Source organism: Pseudomonas danubii (genome assembly GCF_042980055.1).
Classification (GTDB): Bacteria; Pseudomonadota; Gammaproteobacteria; order Pseudomonadales; family Pseudomonadaceae; genus Aquipseudomonas; species Aquipseudomonas danubii.
In genome coordinates, this window is the sequence record NZ_CP116502.1 from 468,006 (window position 1) to 480,953 (window position 12,948).

A 12,948-nucleotide genomic window follows, 5' to 3' on the forward strand; every position below is an offset into this window, starting at 1 on the left:
AGAGTCAGATGAACGCCAGTTTCTTCAAGCGCCTGCTGTTGGCCGCCACCCTGCTGTGCGCCAGCCAGACACTGTGGGCCCAGAAATACCCCGACAACGTCTACTTCAACATGGGCGTGCACAACACCAAGGGCTGCAATGCCCTGAACAACAACTGCGTGATCAAGCGCAAGGCCGGCGAGCCGACCGATCCGCTCTATCCGGCAACCTGGGTCAGTGACTGGACCATGTACCGGGTCACCGCCAACTACGAGAAGAACCCGCCGCCCTACAGCAGCCCGCCCAGCACCCTGCAACCTGCCGACTACACCGTGTCCCAGGGCAGCAGCTACTACGACAACGACTATGTCCCGGCCGACGGCGACGGCTCCGGGGCGATGATGGAGCACTACGAGAAATACTGCCTGCCGATCTTCCCGATCAAGGACAACAACTACACCTGCTCCTTTGTCTCCCTGGGTAACAAGGCCTACTTCCTCACCTACCCCGAGGACCGGCCCAAGGACATGCCGGCCTGCTGCCTGTTCTCGCCCATGAACCATCCGCCGCGCCGGGACTTCATCAAGCACCTGCCCTACAGCGCCGCCCGCAGCCAGCATCTGGACGGCAGCGTGCAGGCCTACGCCTTGGAGCTCAAACCCGGCAAAGGCAGCCCCCCCATCCTCTTCGGCTATGCCTTCTACAAGCAGGCCACCAGCGACGGTCCGGGCCAACCGGCCTATCAACATCCGCAGTCGTTCTATTTCTCCGGTGATGCCAGCGTCGCCAACGCGCCAATCGTCAGCCAGAACTACCGCAACTGGAGCAATGCAAAGCCGGACCCGGCCAAGACCTGGGACCAGGTGGCGAAGATGTGCCCGGCCAACCCGCCTGACTGCCAGCTCTTCACGCCACCGCCATCGCTGAAGAACGGTGCACGGCCACAGTGGAACCAACTTTCACCCACCCCGCAGTGACAGGAGCAGCCTCATGAACCGTTGGAGCCGTTTCACCGCCCTGTTGTTGCTTGGCCTGGGCAGCCAGCAAGCCAGCGCCCTGCAACCCAGCGCAGCGGGGGCGCAAACCAGCTGCCCACCCACAGCCACGGTGCCTGCCGCCGGCGCCTCGCAGCAGGCTTTCGATCAATACAGCTGGCAGATGTTCATCAACCTGAACTGGCCGGCCCAGGCGGGACAGCGCGGAGTGGCCGATTGCAGCAAGCCCCTGGGCAGCCCAGGCGATACCGTGTGGCAGACCTACAAGAGCGTCAGCGAGACCTTCCTCCCCGGGGCCAAGAATCCGGGCCCCTGGAACTCGCAACTGCCCCGCAGAAACCTCAGCCTGATCAACATTGCCGCGGTCAAGAACACTCAGGTGGTGCAAGCGGACAACCAGGCGGTGGGCGGCTGGCTGATTGATCAGCGCGGCAACCCGACCTACTACGACATCGCCGCCAACGAGGTCTCCTACAACTACATCGTCGCTAACGACTTCTACAACGCGGTGGTCGTCGATGCCGCGAAGAACATCGGTTTTCCCAACAACGCCGGCGAGATCAAGAGCAGCTGGCGCATCCTCACCAGCGCCGACGACAGCAGCCGCTATCTGACGATGAAGGCACTGGTCACCCAGTTCGACAGTCAGGGACAGCCCAATGGCACCACCGAGGCCAACTTGGGATTGGTGGGGCTGCACATCATCAGCAAGGTGGAGGGGTTCCCGCAGTGGATCTGGTCGACCTTCGAGCAGGTCGACAACGTGCCGCCCAAGACCCAGCTGGGGGGCCGTTGGGTAGACCAACCGGCCTCGGGGATTTTCTACTCCTACTTCAACGCCAAGGCGCCCGCCGAAAGCCTCAACCAGTCCCCGTGCCTGTGGCAGCAACAGGCGGGAAAGATGGTCTGTACGCCCAAACCCGGTAGCAGCTTCAGCACCCCTGACCCGCTGAACCGGGTCACCCCGATCACGGACGTCACCCAGCAGATCAATACCCAGTACCAGAGCGATCCGCAGGTACAGCAGAGCGTGTTCAAGTACTACCAGTTGATCACCACCCAACGCCCACAGTCGCCGGACAACCCCGGCAATCCGTTGGGGCAGCCAACGCCGTCGCTTTCGGCCAACGTCACCATGGAAAGTTACATCCAGCCCAACAGCAGCTGCATGAACTGCCACTCCATGGCGGCACCGCTCAACAGCCAGTACAAGAGCGACTTCTCCTTCCTGTTCAGATTCGCCCAAGCCCCGGTCAGCAGCGTCACCAAGGATAAGGAATAGAACATGAGCATATTGAATGGACCCCGACTGAACTTCTGGGGCGGTATCTCCACCGACGTCAGCGTGCCGAACAACTCGCCGACCTTGCCCAACGGCATCACCACGTCCCTTGAGCTGTTCGACCTGACCACCTCGACCGTGGCGGACCAGGCCAAGACCTACAGCGATGAGCACCTGTACCAATTGATCAACGCCCCGGACCCGAGAATCGGCCCCAGCAGCCGGTACACGGCCGGCGGCTGGAACCACTACGGAGAACACGTGGTGACGCTGCACAACGCGTTGATCAGTTCCCAAGGCACCCCGGGCAACATTGCGCTGGAAGGGGATATGGTCGGCCAGCCGGTCTACCTGCTCGGCTCCGTTACACCCGGCACCGGACAAGGGCCCTACTCCGGCCCGATGATGGTCGACCTGGACCCCACAGCCAGCACCACGACCCAGATCTTTGTCGGAGGCCTGCAGATCGGCAACGGCAACACGCCTGAGCTACTGATTCGCTGGGATACCGTGTGCAGCAGTTTCGACCTCAACACCCGGGTGCTGGAGCCGGCAACCATGGACTCGCCGGGCTCCTTCCATGCCAGCGGTACCTTTCAACTGACCTTTCCGCTGAGCAGCATCGTCAGCTACAACAAGGAAAGTGCCGGACTCAGGGCCCTGATCGAAGCGCCTAACGCGACTGGGATCGTGCTGCGTTTTGTGATGTTCGAAATGTGTCCGACCCTGACTACCGAGCAACTGAATGCCGACTACGCCGCCAACCAGTTCAGCCCGAACCCGAGCATCGGCCGAGTCATCGGCACCCTGGCCACGGCGTTTACCGATGAGCCGCAAATCTGTCCGCCGGGCCGGCAAATCATCAATGCCGACAAAGACCTGAACATCAACAGCGTTGCCTATGCCGAGGTTGCCAACGGGCAACTGAGCATCGACATGGTCAACCTGATCCCCAAGCAGACGTTCAGGGCTGTACGCGACGACATCACCAGCCCCATCGGCCCCAACGCCGACTACGGGACCGTCACCATCGCGGCCGGAACGACGCCCCTGGCGAGCTTTGAGCCCAGCGACCCGCTGCTGCAGGACTACTACCGGTACGGTGGCATCATCGACGTGCCGCTCAACTCGACCCAGACACAGTTGGTGCAGAGCACGCCCTTGTGCATCAGTGCCCCCGGGACCACCCGCAACCCGGCGCTGTCGGCTCCCGAATGCCCGTATCGGGTCTACAGCGATCAGCGCAACACCTACCTGGACCCCAACAGCAGCGGCGTGCAGATCACCTTGCAAGTCCGTTACCTGGGAGCACCGGTACAGGAAGATACGCCAATCAGCATCGACGCCTCGGCGACCGCCGCCTATCAAGCCAATCGCTACTGGAACTTCCTGGAGCTACCGAACTCGGTAACGGTGCCGGCCGGTCAACCTTCGGTGAGCTTCAACGTCGTCCCCGTCGCCGGTTCCAATACCCAGGCCGGTTTCACCACACTGACCTACACCATCGACAACAACCTTCTGACCCAGAGCTTCAGCAACTTCCGCAAGTACGCCTGGAGCGACTTCGGCATTCCAACCGGCAGCATCGTCACCTGGGAACAGGCGTTTCAAAACGTGCTGCGCTTTCATTACCTGGCCTTCCCTGCCATGTCGCGCTACATCCAGCTCAATCAACCCGACGCGGTGATGGGCTACAAACAGGCGATCCTGGCCCGGATATCCCCCGAGTACCAGAACACCACCTTGTACATGTCCGTGGTGCGTTCGATGTCGCCGAGCCAACGCTCCCTGCTGACCGCCTATCTCAACGGCACGCCCTGGCAGCCCTGAACAAGGAGAAGACCATGCCCGTTGCTCTACACATTCCCGCCCAGCCGGAACGGATGCTGTGCCCAAGCAGCATCATCGCCGAAGGCCTCTTCAACCCACGCGGCGTCTGCGTGGAAAACGATGGCGGCCTGCTGCTGGTGGAAGCTGGCTCAGGCCTGCCGGACCAAGCGTTCAGCGGTCGCATCAGTCGCCTGCGACCAGATCCTCACGCCCCCGGCACCTACCTGCCACCCGAGGTTCTGGCCAAGGGTTTTCGCTCGATGAACATGCAGTCGCGGATGCTGCGCGATGAAATCATGGGGCTGTCGGACATTGCCTTCGGTGACGGGCGCTACCTGGCCAGCCAGACCGATTACGTCGCCGGTTCCAAGCTTCTGGACCTGCAATACAGCCCGCCCGAGCCGCTGTTCCACAGCCACGGCAACCTCAACTCATTGTGCTATCACCCCGCGCGCCAGAGCTGGCTGGCGGTCAAGCCCGATACCAACCAGTTGGTGGAGTTCACTCAGGGTGAGGAGCAGATCCTGGCCCAACTGCCCGACCTGGATCAGGGCCAGGAAGCCGTACCCGTGACCCTGGTGCATGAGCCACAGACCGACGCGGTGCTGATCAGCCTGTTCTCTGGCGAGCTGCACAGTGACCCGGCGCGAAAGGGCATCGACTTCGCCGACAAGGCGGGCCAGGTAATCCGGGTCTGGCCCGAGAGTGGCAGGATCGAGGTACTGATTCGCGGGCTGCAATTACCCACCGGGCTGGCGCTGGACCCGCAGGAGCGGATTCTGGTGCTGGAACTGTGCGACCGACTGTTGCAGCCCCTGCAGCCCGACTGGTCCGGCGAGACCTTGCACGGCGGCTTTGCCCGCTTCAGTGGACGGCTGCTGCGCTGCGACCTGCAGCAACGCAGTGTGCAAGTGCTCGCCAACGAACTGGATACACCGTCCAATCTGTGCTGCGTCGAGGGAGCGGTGCTGGTGAGCGAAGGCATGGGCCTCAGTGGACGGCCGATTCCCACACCGGATCATCAGGTGGTTGCCCTGAGCGGTCGATTGCGCCGAGTGCAACTTTGAGCCCAATCCCAGCGCCTGAAAGGAAACAGTCCGGCATAAAAAAGGGGCCCTGTACGGGGCCCCTTTCTCGTTGATGCTGAACGCTCGTGGGAGCGATCAGAACGGAATATCGTCATCGAAGCTGTCGAAATCCGGTGCCGGCTGCGGAGCGGCCTGCTGTGGCGCTGGACGCGACTCACGCTGTGGCTGCGGAGCAGGACGGGACTGCTGAGGACGCGGTGCCGAGTTGGACATGCCGCCCTGGCCTTGCTGGTCGCCCTGTGGACGGCCACCCAGCAGTTGCATGGTGCCTTGCATGTCGACAATGATCTCGGTGGTGTAGCGCTTGATGCCGTCTTTTTCCCACTCGCGAGTCTGCAGTTTGCCCTCGATGTAGACCTGGGAACCCTTGCGCAGGTACTCACCGGCAATCTCCGCGACCTTGCCGAACATCGAAACACGGTGCCACTCGGTGCGCTCGACCTTCTGACCGGTCTGCTTGTCGGTCCACTGTTCGCTGGTGGCCAGACTCAGGTTGGTCACGGCGTTACCGTTAGGCAGATAGCGAACTTCGGGATCCTGGCCGCAAGTACCGACCAATATGACTTTGTTAACCCCACGGGCCATAACGTTCTCCTAGGCTTCGCGCGGCGACGGCGCTGAGTTGACCAACTGCTCGAGCGTCGCGCGATCCAATAATTCGGTGTCCAATTTGATGTAAATGGCAGCCTCTTCGGCCACCACCACGGCATCTGTTACTCCAGCGACGGCTTTCAGGCGCTCAACCAGACCAGCTTCGCGGATCGCTTCGGGCGATAACGGCAAGCGCAGGCTCGTCACATATGGAGGCTCGCGCATGGTAACAGCAAAGCCCAACCAGAGTGCAGCCAGACCTGCGCATCCAAGGAACACAACCGACAAACCGCCATGCTGGAACAACCAGCCGCCGAGGATGCCGCCCAGTGCCGAACCGAGGAACTGGCTGGTGGAATACACCCCCATCGCCGTGCCCTTGCCGCCTGCCGGCGAGACTTTGCTGATCAGCGACGGCAACGACGCCTCCAGCAGGTTGAATGCGGTGAAGAACACCACGGTGCCGATCACCAGCGCCCGCAAACTGTCGCCGAACTCCCAGAAGAATAGCTCGGTGAGCAGCAGCGTAATGACCGCGCCGAGCAGAACTCGTTTCATCTTGCGTTTTTTCTCGCCGTAGATGATGAACGGGATCATGGCGAAGAAGGAAATCAGCAGCGCGGTGAGGTAGACCCACCAGTGCTGTTCCTTGGGCAAACCAGCCTTTTCCACCAGTGCCAGGGGCAAGGCGACGAAGCTCGACATCAACATGGCGTGCAACACGAAGATACCAAGATCCAGGCGCAGCAGATCGGGATGCTTGAGGGTCGGGATCAGCGCTTGGCGCGCCACGCCGGACTCGCGGTGCTGCAACGGGCCGGTGGAGCGCGGGACCATGAAAGCCACGATCAGGATGCCCACCAGGGCCATGGCACCCGTGGCCAGGAACAGCCCCGACAGACCAAAGCTGCGGGTCAGCAGCGGACCGACCACCATGGCCACGGCAAAGGACAGGCCGATGGTCATGCCGATCATGGCCATGGCCTTGGTCCGGTGCTGCTCGCGGGTCAGGTCCGAAAGCAGCGCCATCACTGCCGCGGAAATCGCCCCGGCACCTTGCAGGATTCGTCCGGCGATCACGCCCCAGATCGAATCGGCATTGGCCGCCAGCACGCTGCCCAGGGCGAACACGATCAACCCCAGGTAAATCACTGGGCGACGACCGATACGGTCGGAAATGATGCCGAAGGGAATCTGGAAAACCGCCTGGGTCAGACCATAGGCGCCAATCGCCAAGCCGATCAGAGTCGGGGTCGCTCCTGCGAGATCCATTCCATAGGTCGCCAGGACCGGCAGTACCATAAACATGCCAAGCATACGGAAGGCGAACACCAGGGCCAGACCGCTCGCTGCGCGGGTCTCGCTGCCACTCATGCGTTCGCTGTGGGGATCGTGCATGGATAAACCTCATGTGAACCGGCGGCGATTCTACCAGTCCGATCGATTGAGGGGGTATATGGCGACGCTTTGCCGCGCAGCCCCATCAGCGAGCAAAAAAGCACCGCATGATAGTGTGCATCCATCCAGTGTTTGGTTTTATACTCCTGCCTTTACGCCCGCCGATCGAGGCCACTTTTGGACAAGATTCTGATTCGTGGGGCCCGCACCCACAACCTGAAGAACATCGACCTGACCCTGCCGCGGGACAAGTTGATCGTCATCACCGGGCTGTCTGGGTCCGGCAAGTCGTCCCTGGCTTTCGACACGCTTTATGCCGAAGGCCAGCGCCGCTATGTCGAATCGCTGTCGGCTTACGCCCGACAGTTCCTGTCGATGATGGAAAAGCCCGATGTCGACACCATCGAAGGGCTGTCGCCGGCGATATCCATCGAACAGAAATCCACCTCTCACAACCCGCGCTCCACCGTCGGCACCATTACCGAAATCTACGATTACCTGCGCCTGCTCTATGCTCGCGTGGGCACCCCGCGCTGCCCGGACCACGACATTCCTCTGGAAGCCCAGACCGTCAGCCAGATGGTCGACCTGGTGCTGGCGCAGCCCGAAGGCAGCAAGCTGATGCTGCTGGCCCCGGTCATTCGTGAGCGCAAGGGTGAACACCTCTCGGTCTTTGAAGAGCTGCGGGCCCAGGGCTTCGTGCGGGCCCGGGTCAACGGCAAGCTGTTTGAACTGGACGAGCTGCCGAAGCTGGATAAACAGAAGAAGCATTCCATCGATGTGGTGGTCGACCGCTTCAAGGTGCGTGGCGATCTGCAACAACGCCTAGCAGAGTCCTTTGAAACCGCGCTGAAACTGGCGGACGGGATTGCCCTGGTAGCGCCGATGGACGACGAGCCGGGGGAAGAGATGATCTTCTCCGCGCGTTTCGCCTGCCCGATTTGCGGTCATGCCATCAGCGAACTGGAACCCAAGCTGTTCTCCTTCAACAACCCCGCCGGCGCTTGTCCTACCTGCGACGGTCTGGGGGTCAAGCAGTTCTTCGACATCAAGCGCCTGGTCAATGGCGAACTGACCTTGGCCGAAGGGGCGATTCGCGGCTGGGACCGACGCAACGTCTATTACTTCCAGATGCTCGGTTCACTGGCCTCTCATTACGGCTTCAGCCTGGAAGTACCGTTCAACCAACTGCCGGCGGATCAGCAGAAGGTCATCCTGCACGGCAGTGGAACCCAGAACGTCGACTTCAAGTACCTCAACGACCGGGGCGACATCGTCAAGCGCTCCCACCCCTTCGAAGGCATAGTGCCGAACCTGGAGCGGCGCTACCGGGAGACCGAATCGGCCACCGTCCGTGAAGAGCTGGCCAAGTTCCTCAGCACCCAGCCCTGTCCGGATTGCCGTGGCACGCGCCTGCGTCGCGAGGCTCGCCACGTCTGGGTCGGCGAGAAGACCCTGCCGGCGGTCACCAGCCTGCCCATCGGCGATGCCACGAACTACTTCGGTACGCTGAAACTCACCGGACGCCGTGGTGAGATTGCCGACAAGATCCTCAAGGAGATCCGCGAGCGCCTGCAGTTCTTGGTGAACGTCGGGCTCGACTACCTCACCCTGGATCGCAGCGCCGATACCCTGTCCGGCGGCGAAGCTCAGCGTATTCGCCTGGCCAGCCAGATCGGTGCCGGCCTGGTGGGGGTCATGTACATCCTCGACGAACCATCCATTGGCCTGCACCAGCGGGACAATGATCGGCTGCTGGGGACCCTGAAACACCTGCGGGATATTGGCAACACCGTAATCGTGGTTGAACACGACGAAGACGCTATCCGCCTGGCGGACTATGTGGTGGATATCGGCCCGGGCGCCGGTGTGCACGGTGGACGCATCGTCGCCGAAGGCACGGCTGCTGAAGTCATGGCGCACCCGGACTCGTTGACAGGCAAGTACTTGTCGGGCCGGGTGAAGATCGTGGTGCCGGCCAAACGTACGCCGCGCAACAAGAAGCTGTCCCTGACACTCAAGGGCGCTCGCGGCAACAACCTGCGCAATGTCGACCTGGAAATTCCCATCGGACTGCTGACCTGCGTGACCGGGGTTTCCGGCTCGGGCAAATCGACGCTGATCAACAACACCCTGTTCCCCTTGAGCGCCACGGCGTTGAACGGTGCCACGACCCTGGAGGCGGCGCCTCACGACAGCATCAATGGTCTGCAGCACCTGGATAAGGTCGTGGATATCGATCAGAGCCCGATCGGTCGTACTCCGCGCTCCAACCCAGCCACTTACACCGGGCTGTTCACGCCGATCCGCGAGTTGTTCGCTGGGGTTCCAGAGTCCCGTTCCCGAGGCTACGGACCTGGACGTTTCTCCTTCAACGTCAAGGGTGGACGCTGTGAAGCCTGCCAGGGCGATGGCTTGATCAAGGTCGAGATGCACTTCCTGCCGGACATCTACGTGCCCTGCGATGTGTGCAAGAGCAAGCGCTACAACCGCGAGACGCTGGAGATCAAGTACAAGGGCAAGAGCATCCACGAGGTGCTGGAAATGACCATCGAGGAGGCCCGCGAGTTCTTCGCTCCCGTCCCGGCCCTGGCGCGTAAGCTACAGACCCTGATGGATGTGGGCCTGTCCTACATCAAGCTCGGCCAGTCGGCTACCACGCTGTCTGGCGGCGAGGCACAACGGGTCAAGCTGTCACGCGAGCTGTCCAAGCGTGACACTGGCAAGACCCTGTATATCCTCGATGAACCGACCACTGGGTTGCACTTCGCGGATATCCAGCAATTGCTGGACGTCCTGCACCGCCTGCGTGATCACGGCAACACCGTGGTAGTGATCGAGCACAACCTGGATGTGATCAAAACTGCCGACTGGCTGGTGGACCTGGGGCCGGAAGGCGGCTCCAAAGGCGGCCAGATCATCGCCGTCGGCACCCCGGAACAGGTAGCGGAAATGCCGCAGTCCCACACCGGGCACTACCTCAAGCCGCTGCTAACCCGCGATCGAGCCTGAGCCCCATGAAAAAGCCCCTGTCATCTCACGGTGACAGGGGCTTTTTTACATCTCAGGATTGACGCATCTACCGTAGGAGCGAGCTTGCTCGCAAACCGGTATCCACGCCTTATGCAGTCAGAACTGCGACTGCAGGTAGTTCTCCAGCCCGATGGATTTGATCAGGCCCAACTGCTTCTCCAGCCAGTAGGTGTGATCTTCCTCGGTATCTGCCAACTGGATACGCAGAATGTCGCGGCTGACGTAGTCCTTGTGCAGTTCACACAGCTCGATGCCTTTGCACAGCGCAGCGCGAACCTTGTATTCAAGGCGCAAGTCGCTGGCCAGCATGTCCGGCACCGTGGTCCCGGTGTCGAGATCGTCAGGACGCATGCGCGGTGTGCCTTCCAGCATCAGAATGCGGCGCATCAGGGCATCGGCGTGTTGCGCCTCTTCTTCCATTTCGTGGTTGATACGCTCGTAGAGCTTGGTAAAGCCCCAGTCTTCGTACATCCGCGAGTGGATGAAATATTGGTCGCGTGCTGCCAGTTCGCCCGTCAGCAACGTGTTGAGGTAATCGATTACGTCCGGGTGACCTTGCATCGCCCTACATCTCCCTGCTTGAAAGTCGATAGTGTGAACCAAGCTGACTTGCAGGTCACTTAGAAATAACCGAAAAAGTGAAGATTATCTGAGAAAAGCAGTACAAATAACGCAAAAACCGCCCAAATGAGGGCGGTTCTGCTTCTTATTTAGACTTACTTGAGCGATACACCCAAAGCCTTGGCAATACCCTCGCCGTAAGCCGGGTCAGCCTTATAGAAATGTTGCAGCTGACGATCAACCACATCAGCAGTCACTCCAGTCATGGCACCGGCAATGTTGTTGATCAATAGAGCCTTCTGCTCATCACTCATCAAGCGGAACAGAGCTCCTGCATGACTGTAATAGTCGGTGTCTTCGCGATGATCGTAGCGGTCTGCACCACCGCTAAGGGCCAGGGGCGGTTCTGCGTAGCGTGGAGCCTGCTTAGGCGCATCGCTGTAGCTGTTGGGCTCGTAGTTCGGCGCAGCACCGCCATTGCTTCCGAAAGCCATGGAGCCGTCGCGCTGATAGCTGTTCACCGGGCTCAGCGGCGCATTCACTGGCAGTTGCTGGTGATTGGTACCAACGCGATAACGGTGAGCATCGGCGTAAGCAAACACCCGGCCCTGCAGCATGCGATCTGGAGAAAGCCCGACCCCTGGCACCATGTTGCTTGGTCCGAAAGCGGCCTGTTCGACCTCAGCGAAGTAGTTCAGCGGATTGCGGTTCAACTCCAACTCGCCAACCTCGATCAACGGGAACTCCTTCTGCGACCAGGTCTTGGTCACATCGAACGGGTTCTCATAGTGCGCCGCGGCTTGCGCCTCAGTCATGATCTGGATGCACACGCTCCACTTCGGAAAGTCGCCGCGCTCGATCGCGTTGAACAGGTCGCGCTGAGCGTAATCCGGATCGGTACCCGCCAGACGTGCAGCCTCTGCCGGCGCCAGGTTCTTGATGCCTTGCTTAGTCTTGTAGTGCCACTTGACCCAGTGCCGCTCGCCCTTGGCGTTTATCAGGCTGTAGGTGTGACTGCCAAAGCCGTGCATATGACGGTAGCCGTCTGGAATGCCCCGATCGGAAAACAGAATGGTGACCTGGTGCAGCGCCTCAGGCGAATGCGACCAGAAATCCCACATCATCTGAGCACTTTTCAGGTTGCTCTGAGGAAGGCGCTTCTGGGTGTGGATGAAATCGGGAAACTTCAGCGGGTCACGAATGAAGAAGACCGGGGTGTTGTTACCCACGATGTCCCAGTTGCCTTCTTCGGTGTAGAACTTGAGGGCAAAGCCGCGGGGATCGCGCTCGGTGTCAGCCGAACCACGTTCGCCGCCTACTGTAGAGAAACGCAGGAAGGTCGGAGTTTTCTTGCCAACCGCTTCAAACAACTTGGCACTGGTGTATTGGGTGATGTCGCGAGAGACCGTGAAAGTGCCGTAGGCACCCGAGCCCTTGGCGTGCACGCGACGCTCAGGGATATTCTCGCGATTGAAATGGGCGAGCTTTTCGATCAGGTGAAAATCGTCGAGAAGCAGCGGGCCACGAGGGCCGGCGGAACGGGAATTCTGGTTATCAGCGACAGGAGCGCCACTAGCGGTAGTAAGAGTTTTGGTCTGGCTCATGCACAATCTTCCTCTGTCAGTCTGTGAAACTGCCGGCTAATCGGCTGACGAAGAGTATTGACCACCAGTGTTACAACATCCAATGCATTACACATTAGCTAACGATAGAAATATCTAATACATAAAGACACAAAAAACCGGGCACTAGGCCCGGTTCCTTGTTTCAGACTGACGTCTTACTCAGCGGATACAGCTTCACCGCCGACAGCACGATCAACCAGTTCAACGTACGCCATAGGAGCGTTGTCGCCAGCGCGGAAACCGCACTTGAGGATGCGCAGGTAGCCACCCTCACGGGTAGCGTAACGCTTGCCCAGGTCGTTGAAGAGCTTACCAACGATAGCTTTCGAACGAGTACGGTCGAAAGCCAGACGGCGGTTAGCCAGGCTGTCTGTCTTGGCCAAAGTGATCAGCGGCTCGGCAACGCGGCGCAGTTCTTTAGCTTTCGGCAGTGTAGTTTTGATCAGCTCGTGCTCGAACAGCGACACCGCCATGTTCTGGAACATGGCCTTGCGGTGCGAGCTGGTGCGGCTCAGGTGACGCCCACTTTTACGATGACGCATGGTTCATTCCTTACCAAACACAAC

General features: G+C 60.4%; 10 protein-coding genes. 5 read left to right on the top strand and 5 right to left on the bottom strand.

Annotation, left to right across the window (positions count from 1 at the left end):
- Positions 1 to 8 precede the first annotated feature (8 nt).
- Genes PFZ56_RS02220 through PFZ56_RS02235 form a run of 4 tightly spaced genes read left to right on the top strand, consistent with a single transcriptional unit; the run spans position 9 to position 5,153 of the window.
- Positions 9 to 956: a hypothetical protein gene (locus tag PFZ56_RS02220; protein WP_110596278.1), complete on the top strand. Its 948-nt coding sequence runs from the start codon at positions 9 to 11 to the stop codon at positions 954 to 956.
- 13 nt (positions 957 to 969) lie between these two features.
- Positions 970 to 2,256 carry a hypothetical protein gene (locus PFZ56_RS02225; RefSeq protein WP_110596279.1) on the top strand — a complete coding sequence of 429 codons (1,287 nt, stop codon included), beginning with the start codon at positions 970 to 972 and terminating at the stop codon, positions 2,254 to 2,256.
- Between the two features lie 3 nt (positions 2,257 to 2,259).
- A complete protein-coding gene (locus PFZ56_RS02230) occupies positions 2,260 to 4,086 on the top strand; it encodes a hypothetical protein (protein ID WP_102882398.1) in 1,827 nt (608 codons plus the stop codon).
- 14 nt (positions 4,087 to 4,100) lie between these two features.
- The gene (locus PFZ56_RS02235; protein ID WP_170002184.1) at positions 4,101 to 5,153 is read left to right on the top strand and encodes a hypothetical protein; all 1,053 of its coding nucleotides are present in this window, start codon (positions 4,101 to 4,103) and stop codon (positions 5,151 to 5,153) included.
- Between the two features lie 96 nt (positions 5,154 to 5,249).
- Here the strand turns inward: PFZ56_RS02235 and PFZ56_RS02240 are convergent, their stop codons facing one another.
- Together PFZ56_RS02240 and PFZ56_RS02245 are read right to left on the bottom strand one after the other, a co-directional pair.
- Positions 5,250 to 5,759 (bottom strand): single-stranded DNA-binding protein, encoded by a 510-nt coding sequence (locus PFZ56_RS02240; RefSeq protein ID WP_011063767.1) that lies wholly within the window; start codon positions 5,757 to 5,759, stop codon positions 5,250 to 5,252.
- A gap of 9 nt (positions 5,760 to 5,768) precedes the next feature.
- Positions 5,769 to 7,163 (bottom strand): MFS transporter, encoded by a 1,395-nt coding sequence (locus PFZ56_RS02245; protein ID WP_110596282.1) that lies wholly within the window; start codon positions 7,161 to 7,163, stop codon positions 5,769 to 5,771.
- A gap of 177 nt (positions 7,164 to 7,340) precedes the next feature.
- Here PFZ56_RS02245 and uvrA point away from each other — a divergent pair, with 177 nt between their 5' ends.
- Positions 7,341 to 10,175: an excinuclease ABC subunit UvrA gene (gene uvrA / locus PFZ56_RS02250; RefSeq protein ID WP_102882401.1), complete on the top strand. Its 2,835-nt coding sequence runs from the start codon at positions 7,341 to 7,343 to the stop codon at positions 10,173 to 10,175.
- Positions 10,176 to 10,292: 117 nt separating this feature from the next.
- On the opposite strand, the gene bfr is transcribed toward uvrA, so the two are convergent.
- From bfr to rplQ, 3 genes are all read right to left on the bottom strand, one after another.
- Entirely contained in the window at positions 10,293 to 10,757 is a 465-nt protein-coding gene (bfr, locus tag PFZ56_RS02255) for a bacterioferritin (RefSeq protein WP_025129396.1), read from the bottom strand.
- A 155-nt stretch (positions 10,758 to 10,912) separates the two neighbouring features.
- The gene (locus PFZ56_RS02260) at positions 10,913 to 12,361 is read right to left on the bottom strand and encodes a catalase (protein WP_170002186.1); all 1,449 of its coding nucleotides are present in this window, start codon (positions 12,359 to 12,361) and stop codon (positions 10,913 to 10,915) included.
- A gap of 176 nt (positions 12,362 to 12,537) precedes the next feature.
- Complete coding sequence (rplQ, locus tag PFZ56_RS02265; RefSeq protein ID WP_007924175.1) at positions 12,538 to 12,924, bottom strand: 50S ribosomal protein L17; 387 nt, start codon at positions 12,922 to 12,924, stop codon at positions 12,538 to 12,540.
- Positions 12,925 to 12,948 lie beyond the last annotated feature (24 nt).

What these genes read in the sequence shown, in the direction of transcription:
- PFZ56_RS02240 (WP_011063767.1), bottom strand. Translation starts at nt 5,759, where the DNA reads ATGGCCCGTGGGGTTAACAAAGTCATATTGGTCGGTACTTGCGGCCAG.
- PFZ56_RS02230 (WP_102882398.1), top strand. Translation starts at nt 2,260, where the DNA reads ATGAGCATATTGAATGGACCCCGACTGAACTTCTGGGGCGGTATCTCC.
- PFZ56_RS02225 (WP_110596279.1), top strand. Translation starts at nt 970, where the DNA reads ATGAACCGTTGGAGCCGTTTCACCGCCCTGTTGTTGCTTGGCCTGGGC.
- rplQ (WP_007924175.1), bottom strand. Translation starts at nt 12,924, where the DNA reads ATGCGTCATCGTAAAAGTGGGCGTCACCTGAGCCGCACCAGCTCGCAC.
- PFZ56_RS02220 (WP_110596278.1), top strand. Translation starts at nt 9, where the DNA reads ATGAACGCCAGTTTCTTCAAGCGCCTGCTGTTGGCCGCCACCCTGCTG.
- PFZ56_RS02260 (WP_170002186.1), bottom strand. Translation starts at nt 12,361, where the DNA reads ATGAGCCAGACCAAAACTCTTACTACCGCTAGTGGCGCTCCTGTCGCT.
- PFZ56_RS02235 (WP_170002184.1), top strand. Translation starts at nt 4,101, where the DNA reads ATGCCCGTTGCTCTACACATTCCCGCCCAGCCGGAACGGATGCTGTGC.
- bfr (WP_025129396.1), bottom strand. Translation starts at nt 10,757, where the DNA reads ATGCAAGGTCACCCGGACGTAATCGATTACCTCAACACGTTGCTGACG.
- PFZ56_RS02245 (WP_110596282.1), bottom strand. Translation starts at nt 7,163, where the DNA reads ATGCACGATCCCCACAGCGAACGCATGAGTGGCAGCGAGACCCGCGCA.